We start from the raw sequence: 21,144 nt of genomic DNA, 5'->3' as shown, positions 1-21,144 counted from the left end.
GCTTCGGTTTAGGCTGGCCTAAAGAAAGCTTCAGCGGTCGCGAATCGCGCGTTTCGGCAGTATCTGGAGTTCCGGCTCGTAGGAGACGGCGGCCTCGACCTCGAACACGTCCGCGAGCAGTTGCTCGGAGACGACCTCCTCGGACGGGCCCCAGTCGTAGATCTCGCCGTCGTCGAGCGCGACCAGGTAGTCGGCGAACCGGGCTGCCTGCGAGATGTCGTGGAGCACTACCGCGACGGTGACGCCCTTCTCGCGGTTGAGCCGCTGGACGGTTTCGAGCACGCCGAGCTGATGGTGCAGGTCGAGGAACGTCGTGGGCTCGTCGAGCAGCAGGACGTCGGTGTCCTGTGCCAGCACCATCGCGATCCACGCCAGTTGCTTCTGGCCGCCGCTCAGGCTGTCGACGTTCTGGTCGCGGAGGTGTGCGACGCCCGCGAGGTCGAGCGCGCGCTCGACCGCCTCGCGGTCGGTCTCGTCGACGCTCTCGAACACGCCCCGATGCGGGTATCGGCCGTGATAGACGAGTTCCTCGACGGTGATGGAGCCGGGCGAGTCGTTCTCCTGCGAGAGGTGGCCGAGTTCGCGGGCAAGTTCCTTCTGGTCGTACGACTGGACCTCGCGGCCGTGGAGGTACACCGACCCGCGGTCGGGGTCGAGGTGATCCGAGAGCGCCTTCAGCAGCGTGGACTTCCCGCTCCCGTTCGGTCCGACCAGCCCGGTGACCTCGCCCTCGGGCACGTCGAGGCGCTCGCACTCGACCACCGGGTCGGCGTCGGGCGCGTAGGAGATGGACAGGTCTTCCGCGAGGACGGCGCTGTCGACGGTCGGGTCGTGGCCGGATTCGGTCGCTCCGCCCTGCCGCTCCGATTGGTCGGATTGCTTCCGGTCGCCGTCCGGGCGATTCGCGCGCTCGCGGTCCGAGACATCCGCCGATTCGTCGTCTGACCGGCTCACGCGTTCGGTGTCGTTCAGTCTCATCTCAGATCTCACCCACGTCCTGTTGTTTTCGCATCATGTATAGGAAGTACGGGCCGCCCAGCACGCCGGTGACGATACCGACCGGAAGCTGGATCGGATACAGCAGCAGTCGGCCGCCGACGTCCGCCGCGACCATCAGCGCCGGGCCCGCGAACGCGCAGCCGACCACCAACCGCCGGTAGTCGCTGCCGACGAGGTAGCGCACCATGTGGGGAACGACGAGGCCCACGAACCCGACGATGCCCGCGACAGCGATAGCCGCGCTCGCCGCGAGTACCGCGACGCTGGCGAGGCCGAAGCGGACCCGCTCGACCGACATGCCGAGCGACTTGGCCGTCGACTCGCCGAGCAGGAGGACGTTGAGTTGGCGCGACCCCGCCACCGACAGCACAACCGCTATCATGGTCCACGGGAGCGCGAGCCTGACCTGCTCCCAGTCGGTGCCGGTCAGCGAGCCGGTGGTCCACGCGATGGCCGACTGGACGACCGCGAGGTCCTCCGCGAAGAAGAACAGACCGGTCTGGAGCGAGTTGAACACCGTGCCGACGATGACGCCGGCCAGCACCAGCCGAACCGGGCTCGTCCCGCCCTTCCACGCGATGGCGTACACGAGCATGAAGGCGATGGCACCACCGGCGGCCGCGAACAGCGGGAGGAACGCCGCGGCCCCGCTGAACACGACCAGCGTCAAGAGTACCGCGAGTCCGGCCCCGGAACTCACGCCGAGGACGTACGGGCTCGCGAGTTCGTTCCGGGTGATGGCCTGGAAGATGGCCCCGGAGACGGCGAGGTTCGCGCCGGCGAGGATACCGACGACGACCCGCGGAATCCGGAGATTCCAGACGACGCTGGCGTCCCGCGAAACCTCGGGCATCTCGGTACCGAGCAGGAACGACTCCCACGCTCGCGGGTCGAGCAGGACGGCCGGGTCGAACACCGCGGCCCACACCTCGGGGAGCGTCATCGAGTACGACCCGAAGCTGACCTGCACGAGTCCGCCCACCGCGACGATGGCGAGGCTCCCGAGCACGACCGTGGCGAGCGACCGGTCGACGTACTCGTTTCCGGCCGACCGCTCCGAGTTCGATTTTCCGGTCGGCCGCTCGGACTTCGAGTTCGACTCCGCGGGAGCTTCGCTCGCCATCAGTTGTTTTAGGTAGGCCTAAAAAGCATTTAGTGGTTGCGATGTGGAACTCGCCCGGCGACGCCGCGTCTCGGTCCCCAGAACAACGTCGAGCGGCGGTAGCGCGCCTGAGCGCCGCCGCGGCGGCGCTCAGGCGCGCTTGCCGATCTCCTCGCGGAGGAGTTCGCTCACGAGGTCGCCGTCGGCGTTCCCGCCGAGCGCGCCCATGCACTCGCCCATCAGCGCGGAGAACGCCTGCATACCCTGCTCTTGGACCTGTCCCTCGTTTCGCTCCACGACCTCCACGACGGCCTCGCGGACCTCGTCGGTGTCCGCGCTACCGAGATCCTCCTGTTCGACCGCCTCGGCCGCGGTGAGATCGGGGGTCTCGGCGAGGACCGTCAGCAGTTCGCCGACGTTCCCCTTGGCCGTCTCGCCCGCCGCGACGAGTTCGAGCGTCCCGAGGAAGTGGTCGTCGGTCAGGGTCTCGACCGGCACGTCGTCGCGCCGGAGTTCCGTGACGGTGCTCTCGACGGTTCCGGCCGCGAGCGTGGCGTCGACGCCCAGTTCCTCGACCGCTCGCTCGAACAGGGGCATGCGCTCGCCGTACGCGACCTGCTCGGCGAGTCCGGCGTCGAGTCCGTACTCGTCCTGGTACCGCTGTACCTTCTCGGTCAGGAGTTCGGGAGTCTCGACCTCGCTCGGGTCGGGTTCGACCGGGGGAACGTCGGTTTCGGGGTACATCCGGGCCGCGCCGGGCAGCGGGCGCAGGTACCGAGTCGTCCCGTCCTCGTTCGCGCCGCGGGTCTCCTCTGGAACGCCGTCGAGTGCGGTCTCGGCGCGGTCGGCGGCGGCCTCGATGGCGAGGTCAGCCGTCTCGGGGTCCGCGGCCACGATGGCGACCGCGTCCCGCTCGTCTGCGCCCACCGCCTCGCGAAGGTCGGCGACCTCCTGCTCGGTCACGCCGTACGCCGGGAGTTCGTCGGTGTGGAAGATACCGCCCGCGCCGTGGCGCTTGGCGTGGTCCGAGAGTTCCGTGCCGAGTCGCCGGTCGGGCTGAATCTCGGCTCCCACGAGGCCGTCGAAGCCCGAGAGGAGGACCGCGGTGACCTTCCCGCCAGAGTCGAGCGCGCCGCCGATGACGCCGGAGTCGCAACCCTCGAAGACCGCCGTCACGTCCGTCGGGTCACCGACTTCGGCGTCCCGCTCGCGGAGTTCGTCCCGGAGCTCGAGCAGGCGGACCTGCCGGTGTACCTCGTTCTCGACGAGGTCGTCGATGTCGTCGAGGCTCTGGACGCCCTTCATCTCGACGCGTGCGCCCTCCGCGATGGAGACGTTGAGGTCCTGCCGGATGGTGCCCAGCCCGCGCTTGACCTTCCCGGTCGAGCGCAGGAGCATCCCGATCTGCTCGGCGGCCTCGCGGGCCTGCTCGGGCGAGCGGATGTCGGGCTTGGTGCCGATCTCCACGAGCGGGATGCCGAGGCGGTCGAGCGAGTACCGGACCCCGTCGTCGGTCGCTTCGACGCGCTGGGCGCTCTCCTCTTCGAGCAGCAGGTCCTCGACGCCGACCGCCCCCTCGCTGGTCGATATTTCCCCATCGGAGGCCATCAGGGTCGAGCGCTGGAATCCCGAGGTGTTCGAGCCGTCGACGACGATCTTGCGCATGACGTGGGCCTGATCGACCACGTTCATGTCGAGCAGCTGTGCGATCTCGAGGACGACCTCCTGGGCCTCCGCGTCGAGTCGGTGGGGCGGCTCGTCGTCCTCCTCGACCAGACAGGTCGTGTCGTACGCGAGGTACTCGAACTCGCGGTCGACCCGGCTCTCCTCGACGGCCGCGTCGTCGAGTTCGCCGAGTTCGCTCTTGGTCGGGTGGAGGAAGCGCGTGAACCGCCGCTCGGATTCGTCGGGCTCGCGGAGTTCGGTCGGACACTCACAGAACAGCTTCGTCTCGGTGTCGAGTTGCTGGTGGATTTCGAGGCCAGCTACGAGGCCGAGGTCCTCGTAGTCGTGGTCGTAGTCGGTCATTACCCGCCACTCCGAGCGCGAGGAGTAAAAAACCGTTCAGTCTCGGCGAGCGTTTCCTTGGGTCCCGTCGGGACTCGAATCGGTCCCCTCTGATCGGCGCTCGGCCAGACTCGCCTGTAGTTTCTCGCCGACCAACTCCCGAAGCTCCGCGGCCGTCTCGCGGTCCAAATCCGCCGCGAGCGCCGCGCTGCCGGCCGAACTCGCCGTATCTATCACGACGTTCGCCAGCCGCCAGCGTCGGCGTCGCTGAAACGGCGTCCGCGTCTCGATGACGGTCTGGACTCGGTAGAGCGGAACCACCTTGATTGTCCGGTCCCAGAAGCCGTTCCGCGTGACGGCGTGGTCCTCGCCGACCGCGTAGCCCCGGTTGCGCCACTTGAGGTGGGCAGCCACCGGTGCGAGCGTGAGCAGTGCGAGGGGTGCGAAAGGCGCGAACGCGAGGAAGTCCGGTCCGGGAAACCCGACCAGTTCCCGAACGCTGAATAGTCCGCCAGCGAGACCGGCCAACACGAGCCCGTACCTGACCGCGTAGCGCGTCCGAGCGCGCTCGGGCGGCCGCTCGAACGTGGGGAGGTCGAACGCCTCTATCTCCCGTGCGAGTCCGAGTACCCGCTCGCGGGTCGCGAGCGGCACCGCGGCCTCCGACCCGCCGCTCGGGGTCTGTCCGGGCGCGTAGCCCGCGGTCTCGACCGCGAGGGTGGCGTAGCCCACGCGACGCATCAGGACGTTCTCGGTGAGCGTGACGGTCTGGACCTTCGCCAGCGGGATGGAGCCGTCGTAGCGCTGGAGCAGGCCGCGCTCGTACCGCAACTCGTCGTCCACCCGCGTCAGCCGGAAGCCGTAGTAGCGCGCGAACGTCATCGCCGAACTGATGGCCCAGAGACCCACCAGCAGGACGGCCACCAGCATCACGCCGCCGACGAACGCGAGTTCCGCGAACCCCGGGACGAACGGAACCGCCGCGGGGCCGAACGCCAGCAGCGAGAGGTACCGGAAGTCGAACGACAGCGCACTCAGCAGGAGCAGTTCTTCGGTCGCCAGCGCGAACAGCTCCTCCTCGGCGGCTGCGCCCTCGTCCGAGGCAGTCATCTCGCCGTCTTCGCCTTCCGCGGCGGAACCCCCCGCGCCGCGTTTCAGGCGCTGGATCTCGCGCTGGAGGCGCTTGGCCTCGTCGTAGCCTACGAACCGGAGGCTGGCCTCGGTGGTGCCGCCGCCCGCGGTCTCGACGTCGACCGCGGCGATGCCGAGCGCGCGCTGGACGACGTTGCGCGAGATGTCCACGTTCTGGATGCGCCGCAGCGGTATCTCACGGTTTCGCCGCGAGAGCACCCCCGAGGCGAGTTCGAGCCCGTCGTCGCCAAGCTGGTACTCGAACCGCCGGTAGTAGGCGACCTCCCACGCCACGACGGCAGCGACGCCGAGGACGGCTATCGCGACCGCGGTCGGGCCGACCAGCGCGAACGGAATCGCGTCGGTCCCCGCGAGCGACTGCGAGACGAAAAACAGCATGAACCCGACGCTCGCGCCGCGGGAGAGCCCGCGGTACGGGATCGAAACGGGGTGGAGCTTCATACGGCGTCGATCTCGCGCTCGCTCTCGATGGCGAGCCGCCGGAGCTGTTCCTGGAGGTCGTCGGCGCGCTCGGGGGTGAGTCCGGGGACGGTCACGTCGGCACCGCGCGAGCCGGCGGTGTACACCACGACGCTCGACAGCCCGAGCGCGCGCTCGACCGGCCCGCGCTGGGTGTCGACGTGCTGGACGCGGACGTACGGCACGACGGTGTTCACCCGGGTCAGTACGCCGCGTTCGAGGTAGAGGTCGTCGTCGCGCACCGCGAAGCGCCAGACGCGGTATCTGAGCACGACGAAGACGAGTCCGAGCGCGAGCGCGAGACCCGCCACGGTCACGGCGATCCAGAGGCCGACGCCGAGCACGAATCGGTCGGTAGCCGCCGCACCGACCCCGAGAAACGCCGCGGTCACGACCGCGCCGATGGCCCAGGCGAGTCGCACGCGGGGGTTCAGCGTCTCCATGCTCCAACAATGTACCTCGCGTCCGATAAGTCTCCCCGTCTCGGATTGCGCGGCCGAGAATTCGGTCGCGCAATCCGAGACCCGCGGTGCTGTCATTCGCGCTCGGCGCGCAGTCTCGCTGCACGCTCACCGCGAGACCCACTCTGCGGTTGAACAAACTGGTGCAAAAACGCTGTTACGCGGCGACCAAGAGACGATTTGGTGTCGAGTGATCCGAAACGCCACCGCGATGGGTGAGGCCGCGGTCGCGCTCACGAGCGCGACCGCGGCCTCACCCACGCGGAACGGGATGGGCTTTCGCAGTCCCGGAAATTTATGGCGAGCGTTCGTGAAACCCGTGGCATGGGCGTCGATTCGGATCGCAGCCGTCGGGACGCGACCGACAGCAACGCGTCCGACCCCGGCCCGGGTGACCACGGCCGGGAAGACCACGACCGAGAAGACCACGAGAAGTCGTCCGGAAACGTCCACGTCCGGCGACTCACCGTGGCCGACACGCTCCGGTGGTCGTGGGCCACGCTGCGCGACCGACCGTCGCTGGTCGGCCTCGCGCTCGCGGCCAATCTCCCGTCGGTCGCGGCCGCGGTGGGGGTCACGCGACCCTCGCCGTCCGCAGACCTCGACGTGGCGCTCTGGGTCTGGCCGGCCTATCTCGTCCAACTGGTCGCCGTGGCGGTCGTCGCGGGCGCGGTGTACCTGACCGCGGCCGACGCGGTGGCCTACCGCACCCGGTCCCTGTCGACCCGCGTCCGAGCGGCGGCCCGCCGACTGCCCGCGCTGGCCGCGACGGGCGTCGTGCTGGCGGTCGTCGCGGGACTGGGCTTCCTCCCGGGATATCTGCTCGAATGGGAGGCGCTTCCGGGCGTCGACGACGGCCTGCTCGCGGTTCTCTCCCTGCTCGCGCTCGTCCTCGCGGCCTACGCGCTCCTCCGACTGCTGCTCGCGTTCCCGGCGTGCGTGGTCGACGACGCCGGCCCGCTCGCCAGTTCGCGAGCCGGGTGGGGTGCCGCGACGGGCATCGTCCGGAAGGTGTTCGCGGTGGGCGTGGTGTACCTCGTCGCGAGCGTCGCCTCGGCGGTCGTGTCGGGACTGTTCGGCGGCGAGTACGACGTGGCGTCGACGCTCGCGAGCGCGGTCACCGGCGCGGTCGTGCTCCCCTTCTTCGGTCTCGCGCTCGCGCACCTCTATCTCGAAGGAAGCCGGAATCGGTAGTCGGTTTGAGAGCTCGGAACCGACAACTCAGTCGTCGCCAGCGCCGACGAGGTCGCCACCGAACGCGTCGAGGACGCGCTCGCGAACGTTCTCGGCCGTCCCGGCGTTCCCGTGGGTCTCGTCGAGTTCGAAGGCGGCGAGCGCGTCGGTCACGGCGTCGGCCTCCGCGCGGGCGAGTTCGACGCGCTCGGTGTCGTCAGTGTCGAAGCGGCCGTCGTCGAGCCATTCCTCGGTGAACCAGCCCGAGTCGTCGCTGCCGGCCAACTCCGTCCGGTCGCTCTCGCGATACTGATCGAACTCGAACTCGGCCGCGAGGTGGTCCTGCACGTTCTGGAGACGGGTCGCTCGCTCGCCGATGGCGGTCATCTCCTCGTCGGCGAGCGCGGCGATGACCACCCGGGCCTCGCCCTTCGTCATCTCGACGCTGGCTGACTGGCTGTCGGACATCTCTCCGAGAAGTACGGTCCCATCGGTGAAACGAGTGGCGGGCGTCTCGGAATCGGGAAAAAAGAGTGTCGAGAACAGGGCGCAGTCGCGGGTTCTCAGTCGTCGCTCCCCAGAATCCCGCGGTGGGTCATCGCCTCGGGGTCGATGACCTTCTCGGCCTCGGACTCGCTCAGGTAGCCCTTCTCGACGACGACCTGCTTGACCGTCTTGCCCTCCTTCAGCGCGGTCTTGGCGGCTTTGCTGGCCTTGTCGTAGCCGATGTGGGGGTTGAGCGCTGTGGCGAGCGCCATGCTCTGCTCGACCTGCGACTCGCAGTGGGCCTCGTTGGCCTCCAGTTTGGCGACGAACTTCTCGGCGAACACTTCGGCGGAGTTGGCGAGCAGTTCCGACGACTGGAGGAAGTTGTGCGCGAGGACGGGTTTGTAGAGGTTGAGGTCGATCTGGCCTTCCGCAGCACCGGCGCTCACGGCGGCGTCGTTGCCGACGACCTGCTTGTGGACCTGATTCACGGCCTCCGCGACGACCGGGTTGATCTTGCCCGGCATGATGGAGCTCCCGGGCTGGTTCTCGGGCTGCTCGATCTCGCCGAGGCCGTTCCGCGGGCCGGAGGCGAGCAGGCGCAGGTCGTTGGCGATCTTGTTGAGCGAACCTGCGACGGTGCGGAGCGCGCCATGGGCCTCCGACATCGCGTCGTGGGCGGCCTGTGCCTCGAAGTGGTCGTCGGCCTCGCGGAACTGGACCCCCGTTTCCTTGGTGATGTACTCCGCCGCCCGGCCGGGGAACTCCGGATGGGTGTTCAGGCCGGTCCCGACGGCGGTACCGCCGAGCGCGAGTTCCGCGAGGTGGTCCCGGACGTTGTCCACGCGCGCGAGACCTTTCTGGACCTGCGTGCGGTAGCCGCCGAACTCCTGACCGAGTCGGACCGGCGTGGCGTCCTGGAGGTGAGTGCGGCCGGTCTTGACCACGCCGTCGAACTCCTCGGCCTTGGCGTCGAGCGCCTCCCGAAGCGTGTCGAGCGCGGGCAGGAGGTCCTTCTCGACCGCTTCGAGGCTCGCGACGTGCATCGCGGTCGGGATCACGTCGTTGCTCGACTGGCCGAAGTTGACGTGGTCGTTGGGGTGGATCTCCCGGCTGCCGATCTCCCCGCCGTAGATCTCGGTCGCGCGGTTGGCGATGACCTCGTTTGCGTTCATGTTCGTGGAGGTGCCCGACCCGGTCTGGAACACGTCGACCGGGAACTGGTCGTCGTGCTCGCCGTCGATGACCTCGTCGGCGGCCGCGACGATGGCGTCGGCCTTCTCCTCGGGGACGAGTTCGAGGTCGCGGTTGGCCTGCGCGGCGGCCTTCTTGACGACCCCGAGCGCGCGTACGAACCGTCGCCCGAACGTGATGCCCGAGATCGGGAAGTTCCCGAGCGCGCGCTGGGTCTGTGCTCCCCAGTAGGCGTCGGCCGGTACCTGCATCTCTCCGAGACTGTCCTGCTCGACGCGGTAGTCCTCGTCGTCGCTCATACGCTCGGGGGTAGGTCACCGCCGGGCGTAAAACCCTCCGGAACCGGCTGGACAGTCCCCGGGACTCAGTTAGGCACTCGCCAGTGCGGTGGCCACCCGGTGACGGCGTTCGGCGGGCGTCGACTCAGTGAGTCGGCGAGGCTCGAACGGTTTGATAGTGATTCTCTCGGTCGCGCGTCGTGCCAGGAGAGACGGACGCAACCGCCCCGATTCGGGTTCATCCTAGAAAAACGTTAAGTACCACCTCGATGAGTGTACAGCGGGGGAGAAATCAGATGACGGACGGGGGTAACCGGGAGAGCATCGACAGACGAACGTTTACGAAATGTGCGGCGCTGCTGGGGAGCGGCGGGGCGGCCGCGCTGACGGGATACGCCGAGCAGGACCAGCAGTGGTCGAACACGATGGAGCTGATGCACGGCTGGACCGGCGGCGACGGAGCCGAGGCGGTCGCAGCCCTCGAAGAGGCGTTCCAGAACGAGTATCCGGAGATGGACACCGACTTCCGGGCCATCGGCGGCACCGGAAACGTCAACCTCGATCAGGCGGTCGCCCAGCGACTCAGGGCCGGCGACCCGCCGAGCGTGTTCGCGGGGTGGCCGGGGCCGAACCTCGTCCAGTACGAGGGCGTGCTCGGGGACATCGAACAGGACGTGTGGAACGAGGCCGGGCTGGTCGAGCCCCACGCCGACGAGGTCGTGGAGGCGTGCCGATTCAACGACGGCTTCTCGGCCGTCCCGATCGGCTCCCACCGGATGAACGACCTGTTCTACAACGTCTCCGTGCTCGACGAGGCGGGGGTCGACCCCGAGAGCATCGACAGCTTCGACGCGTGGCTCGACGCGCTCGACGCGGTCGCCAGCGAGACGGACGCCGTGCCCTACGCCAACTCGCTTGCGACGTGGGTGGTGCTCCAGTTCTGGGCGGTCAACATGCTCGGCTCGCAGGGGTTCGACGCCTACATGAACTTCATCGACGGCGAGGGCGACGAGGCGGCGGTGCGGGCGGCCTTCGAGAACGTCCAGACCGTGCTGTCGGAGTACCTCAACGAGGACGCCGCGGAGATCGACTTCACGGAGGCCAACCAGCGCATCATGTCGGGCGACGCCGCGTTCATCCATCAGGGGAACTGGGTCGCGGGCGCGTACGTGAACGAGGACCTGACTTTCGGCGAGGACTGGGGTCGCATCCAGTTCCCGGGCACCGAGGACATGTACGGCTTCCACCTCGACTCGTTCATCTACCCGGGCAACCAGCTCGACAACCCGAGTCCTGAGGAGTCGAAGGCGTTCCTCCGGTTCGCGGGATCCGAAACTGCCCACGTGGCGTTCAACCAGTACAAGGGGTCGATCCCGACGCGGGAGGTGCCGACCGACGAGTTCAGCCCGTACCTCACCGAGACCATCGAGGACTTCAACTCGGTCGACCAGCGACCGCCGACCATCGCGCACGGCCTCGCGGTCACGCAGGACGTGCAGTCGGACCTCGAGGACGCGCTCTCGGACACGTTCCTCGACCCGTACGACGTGGACGCGGCCACGCGACGGTTCATGGAGATCGTGTAGCGACGAGCGCAGGCCTCCACTACCATCTTTCACGCGCATGAGGGACGAACTGGCAAAGACCGTCGAGAGGCTGCGCGACCGACTCCGCGAGGTTCGCGAGAGCCGCGGGACTGGCGACCGCGTCACCGAAACCGACGGCGGGCAGGAGGTCGGAGCCGACGAGGAGCGCGCCGTCGGAACCGACCGGCGGGTCGTCGAGCGGTCGGCGTTCCGGCGGCTGCTCGACCACGATGCGGTCCAGTCTGCGCCGTTCTGGCTGCCGCCGTTCCTGCTGATGGGATTCTTCGTGTACGCGGCCATCGGCTGGAACTTCGCCATCTCGCTCACCGACTACCAGGGATTCGGCGAGCCGGACTACTCCGTGCTCGACCTCGACAACTACGGCGCGATGCTGTCGGACCCCGCGATGTGGGCGGCCACCCGGAACACGTTCGCGCTGCTGGTCGGGTTCACGCTGGTCTGTCTGGTCGTGGGCCTCGTGCTCGCCATCCTGCTCGACCGGGAGGTCCGGTTCGGGCGCACGCTCCGGACAATCTACCTCCTGCCGATGAGCCTGTCGTTCATCGTCACCGCGCAGTTCTGGATGTGGATGTACAACTTCAACTTCGGCATCGTGAACCAGCTGCTCGGGGTCGTCGGCCTCGGGCCCTACAGCTGGCTCGGGAATCCCGATCTCGTGCTCGGGTCGGTGGTGTTCGCGCTCATCTGGCAGTTCAGCGGCTACACGATGGTCGTGTATCTCGCCGCGCTCCGCGCGATTCCCGACGACCAGTACGAGGCCGCGCGGGTCGACGGCGCGAGCACGCTCCGGATGTACTGGCGGGTCATCGTCCCGCAACTCAAGCCCGCGATGGTGAGCGCGTCGGTCGTGCTGGTGCTGTTCGCGCTCAAGGCGTTCGACTTCCTGTACGCCATCTGGGGGTATCGCCCGCGGCGTGGCGCGGACATCCTCGCGACCAAGATGGTCCGCGAGGCGTTCAACAAGCAGGAGTGGGCCTACGCCTCGGCCATCGCCATCCTGCTGTTCGCGCTCTCGCTCGCCGTCATCGCGCCGTACCTCTACCAACAACACAGACAGGGGAACCTATGATCCGGACAGATAGGCAGGAGAATCTATGAGTCACGAAGAGGAACGACCGGAAGCACGAAACGCAACGAGACGAAGCGACGCGCTCCGTCGAGCCGCGCTGTACGCGACCCTCGCGGGACTGGTCGCGTTCTATCTGGCTCCCATCGAGACGGGGCTCGTGACATCGATCAAGACGAGCGAGGCGGTCCGGAACACCCTCCCCTTCCTCCCGCCGGGACTGTCGGGATTCACGCTCGACAAGTGGGCGTTCGCCTTCGACGCGCTCTCGCACGGGATGGTCAACAGCGTCCTGTTCACCATCCCGTCGACGCTCCTCTGTGCTGTCTTCGGGAGCATGGCGGCGTACGGCCTGACGCTGGTCGACTGGCGCGGCCAGATCGCGGTGCTGGCGCTGTTCGTCGCGGGCATCTTCATCCCGTATCAGGCGGTCATCATCCCGCTGTCGGAGTTCTGGTCCATCTGGGTCGAACTCGACGAGCGACTGGCGTTCCTGTGGGCGCTGCCCCTGCTCGAAGAACACCACGCGACCATCCTCGAACTCATCGTGACCCACACCGCCTACGGGATTCCCATCTGCACCATCCTGTTCCGCGCGCAGTACCAGACCATGTCGTGGGAGATGATCGAGGCCGCGCGACTCGACGGCGCGTCGCTGTGGCGCATCTACCGGCGCATCGTGCTCCCGCTGTCGGTGCCGATGTTCGCGGTCGTCTTCATCTTCCAGTTCACCCAGATCTGGAACGAGTTCCTGTTCTCGCTGACCATCATCCGGAGCGTCAGCGACCCGGCCGCGTCGGTCACGCTCATCCTGTCGGGACTGGGGACCGCACTCGAAGGCGTGGACTTTCCGCTCCGGATGGCCGGGGCGTTCATCGCGGCGCTCCCGACGCTGATCGTCTACGTGCTGTTCGCCGACCAGTTCGCGGAGGGGGTGCGAGTGTGACCGGGTTACAGCGAGCGAAGGCCGACCGACGACTTTTGGGGACATGCCGACCGTCCAGCACGTCGCTCGACTCGACAACGGACACCCCTGGTGGACTGAAAGGGCGAGGGCCGCTCGCGTTTACCGTGGTCGACTCAGCGACCCCTATCCGAGCGAGCGGTAGCGAGCGAGGATATGTCGCTGAGCGACCGCGAGCGGCCCGAGGGCTTTCGAACACGTCGTCTCAGTTTTGCAGCAGTCGTGGGCACCGAGGGCTTTCGAGAACCTGTAATCGGTCCCGCAGTCGCGTAGGCCGACAGTGTTCGAGACACCAACACCAACTCGACCGACTCATCGAATTTCAACTCATCCACAATGGCGAAAACTGAACTCGACCACGTATCGAAGGTGTTCACCGAGCGAGACGGCTCGAAGGTCGTCGCGGTCGACGACCTCTCGCTGTCCATCGACGACGGCGAGTTCCTCGTGCTCGTCGGGCCGTCGGGCTGTGGCAAGTCCACGACCCTGCGGATGATCGCGGGGCTCGAAACGGTCACGGACGGCGAGATACGCCTCGACGGCCGCGTCATCAACGACCTGCCGGCTCGGGACCGCGACATCGCGATGGTGTTCCAGTCGTACGCGCTCTACCCCCACATGTCCGTCCGTGGGAACATGAGCTTCGGGCTGGAGGAGTCGACCGATCTGTCCGACGACGAGATTCGGCAGCGGGTCGACGACGCCGCGGAGACGATGGAAATCGAGGATCTGCTCGACCGCGCGCCCAGCGACCTCTCTGGCGGCCAGCGCCAGCGGGTCGCGCTCGGGCGCGCCATCGTGCGCGACCCCGCCGTCTTCCTGCTCGACGAACCGCTCTCGAATCTCGACGCCAAACTCCGGTCGCAGATGCGGACCGAACTCCAGCGATTGCAGGAGGATCTGGGAACGACCACGATTTACGTCACCCACGACCAGACCGAGGCGATGACGATGGGCGACCGCATCGCCATCCTGAACGACGGGCGACTCCAGCAGGTCGGCACGCCGCTGGAGTGTTACCACGAACCGCGGAACCGCTTCGTCGCGGGGTTCGTCGGCGAGCCAGCGATGAACTTCTTCGATACCGATTTGCAGGACGACGCCCTCGTCGGCGCAGGCTTCGAGTATCCGCTCTCGGAGGGTGTCCGCGCGGACGTGGCGGGCCACGACCGGCTCGTCCTCGGCGTGCGCCCGGAGGACGTGGAACTCGTCGCGGAGCCGGAAACTGATCGAGATTTCCCCGCGACGGTGGACGTGGTCGAACCGATGGGCGACGAGAATCAGGTTCACCTCCGATTCGGGAACGGCGAGGACCTCCAGACGAACGCCGAGGAACTGATTGCGACAGTCTCGGGCATGCGCCGCGTCGAGTCGGGCCAGCAGGTTGCAGTCCGAATTCCCGAGGAGACGATCCACCTGTTCGACCGCGAGACGGGCGAGGCGCTGCACAATCGGGAACTGGAGACCGCCGAGACGGCTCCGCCGAACGTCTGAGTCGCGACCGTCGCCGCAACCGGATTCCCCGCTCTACTCCTCGTACTCCTCGGGCGCGTACGTCTCCAGTTCGAGCGCGTGGATGTCGGTCGTCATGTGCTCGCCCAGCGCGTCGTACACCAGTTCGTGCTGCTGGACGAGCGAGACGCCCTCGAACTCCGGCGAGACCACGGTTGCCGCGAGGTGGTCCTCGTCGTCCACGCCGCGGGGATGCGTGACGGTCGCTTCCGCGTCGTCCAGATTCTCCTCGATGAGTGCTGCCACGTCGTCGGCGTTCATGCACGTCGGTAGGTGTGGTGTCGGTAAAAAGGTGTCAGGTCGGTCGGAGTCAGTAAAACGGTGCAAGAGTTGGGAGTCTCTTGGTTTCTGTTGATTCTTGGATTCCTGAGTCAGCGTTTGCCACTGGAGCAGGAGTCGAGCTAGCTACTGCCGAAGCACATGAGAAACCGCAACGCAAGAGCCACGTCCTCCCCAACCGATTGCGCTCCTCGGCCAAGGGCCTGCGGTGCTCATCCCTCGCGCGATAGGGCGCGGCGCGTTCGCGCGCCGCGCCCAAACGCGCGCCGAGGTGGAGAGGAAGATGGCGCGCGTGAAAGATGGCGCGCATTGTTGAAAAGAGCGAGCCAGCACGCGCCAGATTCGAAGGATAGCAAAGCACTCGATTCAGGAAGCCGCCCTCAGGTCCACTTGTCCAGCCCGGTCTGGACCACCGACTCCTCGATGCGCTCGAAGCCGCGCTCGACCTCGTCGGCGTGGACGCCCCACTCGCCGGTCACGTACTCCTTGGCTGCGTCGAGGTCCGGGTCCATCTCGGCGTCGAACTCGTAGTCGTCGCTGACGGTCGGATTCAGGAACAGTTCCCGGATCACGTCTACGTCCTTCTCGATGCTCGCGCCGCGATGGTCGAGCACCGCCCAGATGTCCCCGCGCTCCTTGACCTCCTTCAGCGCGGTCTTCGGGCCGATCCCCGTCACGCCCTCGTTGAAGTCCGTCCCGCAGAGGATGGCGATGTCCACGAGCTGCTCCCACGTCACGTCGTGTTTCTCCAGCGTGGCCTCGAAGTCCATGAGTTCGGGGTCGCCCTTGCTGGTGAGCTGGCGGAGCGTCAGCGGCGCGCCGAGCGGCAGGGCGTCGTAGTCCTCGGTCCCGCAGTAGTCGACCGCGCCGGTCCGGTTCATGTGGGCGGCCTGGGCCTCGCCCTCCGCGGGAGCTTCGATGTAGGGCACGTCGAGCCGGTCGAACAGCCCGCGTGTCGTCTCCTGTATCGTGTCGGTGAGTCGCTGGGTGTGGGCCTCCAATCGCGCGACCTCGACGGCGTCGCCCTCCTCGCGGGCCTCCTCCAGTTGCTCCTCGCGCTTCGCGCGCTCCTCGCGGCGCTGCTCGATCTCGGCGGCCTTGTGGTCGGTCACCGCGCCGTCGAAGACGAACACCGGCGTCAGATCGTTCTCGAAGAACTTCGGGAGCCCCTGAACGACCCCGACGAGGTTGGCGACCTCCGTGCCGTCGTCGGTCGTGTACACCTCGTCGCGGGTCCACTGCACGGTGGTCGTCAGGTACTTGTAGAGCCAGTTGTGGGCGTCGACCGCCACGGTGTTACCGTCGAGTTCCGCGAACGGGACCTCGCTGATGACGGCCAACTGGCGGAGATCGGTGTTTCCCATTCGTACCCGAAGGTAGGCGTCGCGGGGGTTTGAAAGCTACTGGTCCGAATCGCGTCGCGCGCCCCCGAAGGAAGCGCCCTCAGTAGCCCCCGGCCTCCTCGAAGCACCGCCCGCAGCGTTCGACCCCCTCCTCGACTCCCGTCTCCTCGTTCGGGACGGACGTGACTTGCCGGTGCGGGACGTGCCGAAGCGCACCGCAGACCGCTTCGTCACTGGTCGTCCCCCGACGGGACTTGTGAACCGTCCCGGTGTGTTCGTTGAGAATGCGTTCCATTGCTCTCTCTGGCCCGGATGTGGTACCGTGCGAAGGGTAGTCAACGTTTTTGCCGGATTTTAATCGATTAGTTCAGACATTCTCCGACGGGGGGACGAACGACCGTCGCGGTTCGGGCGTCTCGCAACTGCGTCGTGGTTGGCTACTCCCCGCGCTTCGGCAGGCCATCCACGGCCGGCCCGTCGAGCACGTCGCCGTCCATCGAGAACCGCGAGCCGTGACAGGGGCAGTCCCACGACTGCTCGCCGTCGTTCCAGTGGACGATGCAACCGAGGTGCGTGCAGACCGCAGAGGTGACGTGGAGGTCTCCATTGTCGTCGCGCGCGACCGCGAGAGGCTTGCCGTCGCGCTTGACGACCTCTCCCTCACCGGGCGCGACAGTGGGGTCCTCCCCGCCGAGGAGCGCCTTGGCCCAGTCCACCGTGAACTCCTTGCCGACGTCGACGTTCTCGGTCACCAGTTCCTTGGTCCCCGCGCCGGGGTCGAATCGCGCGGGGTCGAACGCGTCGGCCCACCGCGGAGTCTTCCCCTGCGCGAAGTCCGCGAGCATCATCCCCGCCGCGGTCCCGTTGGTCATGCCCCAGCCACCGAAGCCCGTGGCGGCGTAGACGCCTTCGGTCGTCGGCCCGAGTTCGCCGACGAACGGAATCTCGTCCGCCGAGACGAAGTCCTGGGTCGACCAGCGGTACTCGACCGACTCGACGTCGAAGTGCTCTCGCGCCTGCTCGATCAGCCTGCGGTACCGCGCCGCAGTCGACCCGCCCTGCCCGGTCTTGTGGTTCTGGCCGCCGATCAGCGTGAGCGTGCCGTCGTCGGTCGGATGCGGCCGGACCGAGAAGTACGGCTCGGCGTCGCGGTAGAACATCCCCTCGGGCGGTTCCTCGGCGAGTCGGACCGCGAGCACGTACGACCGCTTGGGGAACTGGCGCGCGAAGTAGAGCGCCGGATCTTCGATGGGGAAGTGCGTGGCGACGAGCACGTTCTCGGCGGTGACGGTCCCGCGCTCGGTCTCGACCCGGCACAGCGTTTCGTCGCCGACTCCTGCTCCTGCCGCTGCGCCTTCTCCATCCCATCTTCGAGACCCCTCCGATGCGTCCTCGATGCCGGTCGCCTTCGTCCGTTCGAAGACGTGCGAGCCCTCGGCGGGGATCGCCTCGACGAGGTCGAGCAGGTACTTCCGCGGGTGAAACTGGGCCTGCTCGGCGAACCGGACCGCGCCAGGTGCCTCTGCGGGGAACGGTGGATTCTCGACGAAGGACGCTGGAAGACCGAGACTGTCGGCCACCTCGGCCTCGCGCTCGACGTTCTCGCGCTGGTCCTCGTCGGCGGCGTAGGTGTACGCCGGGAGTCGCTGGAAGTCACAGTCGATGTCCCGTTCGTCGACCCGCGCGGCGACCGCCTGGACGGCCGCGGCGTTGGCCTCGGCGTACTTCCGGGCCGCCTCGCGGCCGTGCGCGTCGAGCAGGGAGTCGTAGACGAGGCCGTGCTGTGCGGTCACCTTCGCGGTGGTCTTGCCGGTCACGCCCTCGACCACGCGGTCGGATTCGAGCAGCGCAACCTCCCGGCCCGCCTCCGCACAGTGGACTCCGGCCGTCACGCCGACGATTCCCCCGCCGATTATCGCGGTGTCGACACGCAGGTCGCCGTCCAGCGCCGGGTAGTCGGTCCGCGGCGTGGTGTCGGTCCACAGCGAGTCGTGTCGCCCCGGTAGCGAATTTCGATTGCTCATTCCCGAGAACCCCCAGAATCGCGTCCGGATTCGACCGCGCCGCGCTTAACCGCGATGGCCGCGAGCGCAGGTAGAGGGGTACCGACCGAACTACTCCGGATCGGGAATCACGTCCGGCGGACCCTCGTCGGCTTTCGCGTCGAGGAACGACCGCTCTTCGGCGGCGAGGTCGTCGCGCTCGCGGAACTCGTCCAGCCCCGACTGGTAGCGGCTTGGGGACCGGTCGCCGGGCCGCGACAGCACGAGTTCTGCGATGCCGGTTCGCTCGCCCGTGAACCCGAACCCGGCCTTGTACAGGGCGTGAAACGCGAAGGGGTTGTTCACCGCGATTCGAACCTCGTCGTAACCGCGTTCGCGGAGTCGCGCCGACGCGAACCGGGCGAGCTTCGCGCCGACGCCCCCGCCCCGTCGCTCGTCCCGGACCGTCACGTACCGGAGCCACGCCGTTCCCGCGTCGGTCCGGTCCTCGTTGAACGCGATAGCTGCGACCGGGTCGTCGTACTCGTCGCTCGATTCGACTGTATCCTCGCTTGCGCTTCCGCGCGCACCTCCCGTTTCGCACTCGTCCTCGCGAGCGACCGCCTTCCCGGTGTTCGACATCACGAACTTCCCGGCGTAGCTGAACGCCCGATGGTCGAGCCTGAGCTGCGGGCCGTCCTCGGGCCAGCCGAGCACCGCGTACTCCATGGTCGGGGTTGGGCCTTCGGGAATTTCCGTGTTGGGTTGCGATGCTCAGTCCGGAACGTTCCCGTCGCGGACTCGGTGGTTCGTCCGAACTCCGTGAACGACCAACTGTTCACTCGAACGCGCGCTGGCTTGACTGTCCACCTCGGCGCTTGCGGGCGCGGTCGTCGAGAGCGGGGCGCGGCCGACGGCCGCGGAACTGCGAGGGGTGAGCACCGCAACGGAGCGAGGAGCGCAATCGGTTGGGGAGGTATGTGGACCGCGGTCGCGGTACTGTTCGGTGTCGTTGCTGTTGCGGTGCTTTGGTGTGCTGTACGGTGCGGTTTCTCTGTGGCTCAAGCAACAGCTAGCTTCCCTTGGTCTCACGGCGAACGAACTCGTATCGAGGAATTAGCTACTGCGGGCCCCCGTGAGGACAGCACTGCAACAGCGACCGCAGTACGTCCATCCGTTACCCCCTGCGGTCGAAACGAGCGTCCAGTTATTTACTTTCTCGACCCATCGTATCCACGCATGACCCGATCCATCAGCGACACCGCGACGTTCGACCGCCTGGCGCGATTCTACGACTGGGCCGCCCCGTCGATCGATACCGGGCAACTCCGCGAAGCGCTCGCGTTCGCCGAGCGCGATGTCGAGCGCGTCCTCGACGTGGGCGGCGGCACCGGCCGGGGCGCGGACGCGCTTGCCGAAGCTAGCACGACTGGCGTGCGCGAGCGAATCGTCGTCGACGCCGCGCCGGGAATGGTCAAGCAAGCCCGCCGGAAGGGGTTCGAGGCGGTCCGGGCCGACGCAGCACGCCAGCCCTTCGAGAGTGCAACCGTGGACGCGGTGCTCATCGCCGACGCGCTCCACCACTTCGGCGACCCCGAGGCAGCGCTGCGCGAAGCGACCCGAGTTCTCCGGCCCGGCGGCGTGCTGGTCGTCCGCGAGATCGACCCGACCGCGCTCGTGGGTCGCGCTATCGAGGTCGGCGAGCACCTGTACGGTTTCGACTCAACGTTCTTCGGACCGGCCGAGCTCGCTCGACTGGTCGACGACGCGGGCCTCGACGCCCGCTTCCGGACCGACGGGTTCGAGTACACCGTGGTCGGGCGCGCGCCGGGAGAATCGTAGCCTCATCCTCTTCGCAGTCTCGCCTCCTCGCATCGGAAGAATCGTAACGACCCGGTCCCAAGCCGCGAGCATGAGCAACGCGAACGGACTCCTCGGGTCGCGGGTCGCCCGGTCGTCGGGGACCGCGAGGCTCGCGCTCGGGGACCTGCTCGTGATCGTCGGGTTCCTGACCGTCGGCGAACTCAACCACGGAGTCAGCCCGGTGGAGTCGCCGCTGGTCGTGGCCGACACTATCGCGCCGTTCCTCGCGGGCTGGGTCGTAGCCGCGGTGGTCGTGGGCGCGTACGCGCCCGGCGCGAACCGGACGGTCAAGACGGCGATAACTCGCGTAGCAGGAGCGTGGATCATCGCGGCCGCTATCGGGCTCGCGCTCCGGTCGACCCCCTTCTTCCACGGCAGTAGTCCGTGGACCTTCGCGCTGGTCGTCACCGGCTTCGGCGTCACCTTCCTCGCGGCATGGCGCGGGGCGGTGGCGGTGCTGCGCTGAATCTCTCCTGCACCGAGTCTCTCCTTCACCGAGACTCGCGCGAATCGTCGAAAAACCGCTGGTACGGTCTCAGGTCGCGACGCGCCGGTACGCCACGTACGAGTACGCCGTGGCGTACAGCGATACTGCGAGGATGGGGGCGACGACGAGTAGCTCGGCGTAGGTCGGGACGAGCGCGCCCAGCACGGCGATGCCGCCCGCGACCTTGAACAGCGGGGCGGCGCGCTCGTGGGTCCGGTTCCACACCTCCTCGTTCGAGAGCGTCCACGGCGTCCGGATGCCGACGAACCAGCTCTGTTCGGCGTGTTCGAGCAGCACGCCGACGTAGAAGAACAGGCCGCCAATGGCCGGCGCGAGCGCCTGTATCATCTCGAACTCGTAGCCCGCGTTCGCCGCGAGCACGAGCAGGTGGACGTACGCGAGGAACGCGAGCAGCACGACCACGAACGAGTCGTACTGCTCGCGGAACGCCGCGACGTTCTCGCCGAGCGGGTCGAATCGGGGGACGGCCGCGAGCAGGGCGAGCACGACGGCCGAGAGCGCAGGGAACAGCGCGAGCGCTATCTCCTTGTCCATCGCTCCGTCGACCTCACCCGCCGCGTTCCAGTGGGTCGCCATCTCCGCGGGCATCTCGGGCGCGGCGACCAAACTGGCCAGCGCCGAAGCCGCGACGATGGCAACGCCGACGAGGTAGCTCTTGCGAAGGCTCACGTTCGGGAATTGTTCGCAGTCGGATATAAAACTGTGGTCG

At 67.7% G+C, this 21,144-nt stretch carries 20 protein-coding genes; 7 read left to right on the top strand and 13 right to left on the bottom strand.

Translation table 11 applies throughout. From position 1 onward, the window contains the following. Positions 1-30 precede the first annotated feature (30 nt). The 5 genes from DPQ64_RS01970 to DPQ64_RS01950 all read right to left on the bottom strand — a co-directional run bounded on the left by DPQ64_RS01970 (position 31) and on the right by DPQ64_RS01950 (position 6,162). Positions 31-978: an ABC transporter ATP-binding protein gene (locus tag DPQ64_RS01970; protein ID WP_115862675.1), complete on the bottom strand. Its 948-nt coding sequence runs from the start codon at positions 976-978 to the stop codon at positions 31-33. Between the two features lies 1 nt (position 979). Further along, positions 980-2,122: a FecCD family ABC transporter permease gene (locus DPQ64_RS01965; protein WP_115862674.1), complete on the bottom strand. Its 1,143-nt coding sequence runs from the start codon at positions 2,120-2,122 to the stop codon at positions 980-982. 129 nt (positions 2,123-2,251) lie between these two features. Continuing rightward, the gene (gene gatE, locus DPQ64_RS01960) at positions 2,252-4,129 is read right to left on the bottom strand and encodes a Glu-tRNA(Gln) amidotransferase subunit GatE (protein ID WP_115862673.1); all 1,878 of its coding nucleotides are present in this window, start codon (positions 4,127-4,129) and stop codon (positions 2,252-2,254) included. A 36-nt stretch (positions 4,130-4,165) separates the two neighbouring features. Next, positions 4,166-5,701 (bottom strand): PH domain-containing protein, encoded by a 1,536-nt coding sequence (locus DPQ64_RS01955; RefSeq protein WP_115862672.1) that lies wholly within the window; start codon positions 5,699-5,701, stop codon positions 4,166-4,168. After that, a complete protein-coding gene (locus DPQ64_RS01950) occupies positions 5,698-6,162 on the bottom strand; it encodes a PH domain-containing protein (RefSeq protein WP_115862671.1) in 465 nt (154 codons plus the stop codon). Before DPQ64_RS01950 ends, DPQ64_RS01955 begins: the two co-directional genes overlap by 4 nt. A 342-nt stretch (positions 6,163-6,504) precedes the next feature. On the opposite strand from DPQ64_RS01950, the gene DPQ64_RS01945 reads away from it, so the two are divergent. Beyond that, positions 6,505-7,374 (top strand): hypothetical protein, encoded by an 870-nt coding sequence (locus tag DPQ64_RS01945; RefSeq protein ID WP_115862670.1) that lies wholly within the window; start codon positions 6,505-6,507, stop codon positions 7,372-7,374. 27 nt (positions 7,375-7,401) lie between these two features. On the opposite strand, the gene DPQ64_RS01940 is transcribed toward DPQ64_RS01945, so the two are convergent. Both DPQ64_RS01940 and DPQ64_RS01935 read right to left on the bottom strand, forming a co-directional pair. After that, positions 7,402-7,821 (bottom strand): hypothetical protein, encoded by a 420-nt coding sequence (locus DPQ64_RS01940; protein WP_115862669.1) that lies wholly within the window; start codon positions 7,819-7,821, stop codon positions 7,402-7,404. Between the two features lie 95 nt (positions 7,822-7,916). Beyond that, positions 7,917-9,332, bottom strand: a complete 1,416-nt coding sequence (locus tag DPQ64_RS01935) for a class II fumarate hydratase (RefSeq protein ID WP_115862668.1) — start codon at positions 9,330-9,332, stop codon at positions 7,917-7,919. Between the two features lie 275 nt (positions 9,333-9,607). Between DPQ64_RS01935 and DPQ64_RS01930 the strand changes: the two genes are divergently transcribed. The 4 genes from DPQ64_RS01930 to DPQ64_RS01915 all read left to right on the top strand — a co-directional run bounded on the left by DPQ64_RS01930 (position 9,608) and on the right by DPQ64_RS01915 (position 14,442). Beyond that, a complete protein-coding gene (locus tag DPQ64_RS01930; protein WP_115862667.1) occupies positions 9,608-10,897 on the top strand; it encodes an ABC transporter substrate-binding protein in 1,290 nt (429 codons plus the stop codon). Between the two features lie 37 nt (positions 10,898-10,934). Next, positions 10,935-11,987, top strand: a complete 1,053-nt coding sequence (locus tag DPQ64_RS01925) for a carbohydrate ABC transporter permease (protein WP_115862666.1) — start codon at positions 10,935-10,937, stop codon at positions 11,985-11,987. Positions 11,988-12,012: 25 nt separating this feature from the next. Then, a complete protein-coding gene (locus DPQ64_RS01920) occupies positions 12,013-12,930 on the top strand; it encodes a carbohydrate ABC transporter permease (protein WP_115862665.1) in 918 nt (305 codons plus the stop codon). 354 nt (positions 12,931-13,284) lie between these two features. Then, the gene (locus tag DPQ64_RS01915) at positions 13,285-14,442 is read left to right on the top strand and encodes an ABC transporter ATP-binding protein (RefSeq protein ID WP_115862664.1); all 1,158 of its coding nucleotides are present in this window, start codon (positions 13,285-13,287) and stop codon (positions 14,440-14,442) included. A gap of 33 nt (positions 14,443-14,475) precedes the next feature. Here DPQ64_RS01915 and DPQ64_RS01910 read toward each other — a convergent pair whose 3' ends face one another. The 5 genes from DPQ64_RS01910 to DPQ64_RS01890 form a co-directional block, all read right to left on the bottom strand. After that, a complete protein-coding gene (locus DPQ64_RS01910) occupies positions 14,476-14,721 on the bottom strand; it encodes a BolA family protein (protein WP_115862663.1) in 246 nt (81 codons plus the stop codon). 398 nt (positions 14,722-15,119) lie between these two features. Next, the gene (fen, locus tag DPQ64_RS01905) at positions 15,120-16,103 is read right to left on the bottom strand and encodes a flap endonuclease-1 (protein ID WP_115862662.1); all 984 of its coding nucleotides are present in this window, start codon (positions 16,101-16,103) and stop codon (positions 15,120-15,122) included. Between the two features lie 79 nt (positions 16,104-16,182). After that, entirely contained in the window at positions 16,183-16,377 is a 195-nt protein-coding gene (locus tag DPQ64_RS01900; protein ID WP_115862661.1) for a hypothetical protein, read from the bottom strand. Between the two features lie 142 nt (positions 16,378-16,519). Further along, positions 16,520-18,106 carry an FAD-dependent oxidoreductase gene (locus DPQ64_RS01895; RefSeq protein WP_115862660.1) on the bottom strand — a complete coding sequence of 529 codons (1,587 nt, stop codon included), beginning with the start codon at positions 18,104-18,106 and terminating at the stop codon, positions 16,520-16,522. A gap of 90 nt (positions 18,107-18,196) precedes the next feature. Beyond that, entirely contained in the window at positions 18,197-18,793 is a 597-nt protein-coding gene (locus tag DPQ64_RS01890) for a GNAT family N-acetyltransferase (RefSeq protein WP_115862659.1), read from the bottom strand. Between the two features lie 510 nt (positions 18,794-19,303). Between DPQ64_RS01890 and DPQ64_RS01885 the strand changes: the two genes are divergently transcribed. Together DPQ64_RS01885 and DPQ64_RS01880 are read left to right on the top strand one after the other, a co-directional pair. Next, positions 19,304-19,906: a class I SAM-dependent methyltransferase gene (locus DPQ64_RS01885; protein ID WP_115862658.1), complete on the top strand. Its 603-nt coding sequence runs from the start codon at positions 19,304-19,306 to the stop codon at positions 19,904-19,906. A gap of 70 nt (positions 19,907-19,976) precedes the next feature. After that, a complete protein-coding gene (locus tag DPQ64_RS01880; RefSeq protein ID WP_115862657.1) occupies positions 19,977-20,393 on the top strand; it encodes a DUF3054 domain-containing protein in 417 nt (138 codons plus the stop codon). Between the two features lie 69 nt (positions 20,394-20,462). Here the strand turns inward: DPQ64_RS01880 and DPQ64_RS01875 are convergent, their stop codons facing one another. Further along, on the bottom strand, positions 20,463-21,104 hold the full coding sequence (locus DPQ64_RS01875) for an SdpI family protein (protein WP_115862656.1): 642 nt from the start codon (positions 21,102-21,104) through the stop codon (positions 20,463-20,465). Between the last annotated feature and the right edge of the window lie 40 nt (positions 21,105-21,144).

The sequence above is a fragment of the Halorussus litoreus genome (assembly GCF_003382685.1).
Taxonomy (GTDB): domain Archaea; phylum Halobacteriota; class Halobacteria; order Halobacteriales; family Haladaptataceae; genus Halorussus; species Halorussus litoreus.
Note: the sequence above shows the minus strand (reverse complement) of the source record. Positions and strands in the feature narration are given on the sequence as shown.

Coding starts and splice junctions, on each gene's coding strand:
- DPQ64_RS01970 (WP_115862675.1), bottom strand. CDS start 978: ATGAGACTGAACGACACCGAACGCGTGAGCCGGTCAGACGACGAATCG.
- DPQ64_RS01965 (WP_115862674.1), bottom strand. CDS start 2,122: ATGGCGAGCGAAGCTCCCGCGGAGTCGAACTCGAAGTCCGAGCGGCCG.
- gatE (WP_115862673.1), bottom strand. CDS start 4,129: ATGACCGACTACGACCACGACTACGAGGACCTCGGCCTCGTAGCTGGC.
- DPQ64_RS01955 (WP_115862672.1), bottom strand. CDS start 5,701: ATGAAGCTCCACCCCGTTTCGATCCCGTACCGCGGGCTCTCCCGCGGC.
- DPQ64_RS01950 (WP_115862671.1), bottom strand. CDS start 6,162: ATGGAGACGCTGAACCCCCGCGTGCGACTCGCCTGGGCCATCGGCGCG.
- DPQ64_RS01945 (WP_115862670.1), top strand. CDS start 6,505: ATGGGCGTCGATTCGGATCGCAGCCGTCGGGACGCGACCGACAGCAAC.
- DPQ64_RS01940 (WP_115862669.1), bottom strand. CDS start 7,821: ATGTCCGACAGCCAGTCAGCCAGCGTCGAGATGACGAAGGGCGAGGCC.
- DPQ64_RS01935 (WP_115862668.1), bottom strand. CDS start 9,332: ATGAGCGACGACGAGGACTACCGCGTCGAGCAGGACAGTCTCGGAGAG.
- DPQ64_RS01930 (WP_115862667.1), top strand. CDS start 9,608: ATGACGGACGGGGGTAACCGGGAGAGCATCGACAGACGAACGTTTACG.
- DPQ64_RS01925 (WP_115862666.1), top strand. CDS start 10,935: ATGAGGGACGAACTGGCAAAGACCGTCGAGAGGCTGCGCGACCGACTC.
- DPQ64_RS01920 (WP_115862665.1), top strand. CDS start 12,013: ATGAGTCACGAAGAGGAACGACCGGAAGCACGAAACGCAACGAGACGA.
- DPQ64_RS01915 (WP_115862664.1), top strand. CDS start 13,285: ATGGCGAAAACTGAACTCGACCACGTATCGAAGGTGTTCACCGAGCGA.
- DPQ64_RS01910 (WP_115862663.1), bottom strand. CDS start 14,721: ATGAACGCCGACGACGTGGCAGCACTCATCGAGGAGAATCTGGACGAC.
- fen (WP_115862662.1), bottom strand. CDS start 16,103: ATGGGAAACACCGATCTCCGCCAGTTGGCCGTCATCAGCGAGGTCCCG.
- DPQ64_RS01900 (WP_115862661.1), bottom strand. CDS start 16,377: ATGGAACGCATTCTCAACGAACACACCGGGACGGTTCACAAGTCCCGT.
- DPQ64_RS01895 (WP_115862660.1), bottom strand. CDS start 18,106: ATGAGCAATCGAAATTCGCTACCGGGGCGACACGACTCGCTGTGGACC.
- DPQ64_RS01890 (WP_115862659.1), bottom strand. CDS start 18,793: ATGGAGTACGCGGTGCTCGGCTGGCCCGAGGACGGCCCGCAGCTCAGG.
- DPQ64_RS01885 (WP_115862658.1), top strand. CDS start 19,304: ATGACCCGATCCATCAGCGACACCGCGACGTTCGACCGCCTGGCGCGA.
- DPQ64_RS01880 (WP_115862657.1), top strand. CDS start 19,977: ATGAGCAACGCGAACGGACTCCTCGGGTCGCGGGTCGCCCGGTCGTCG.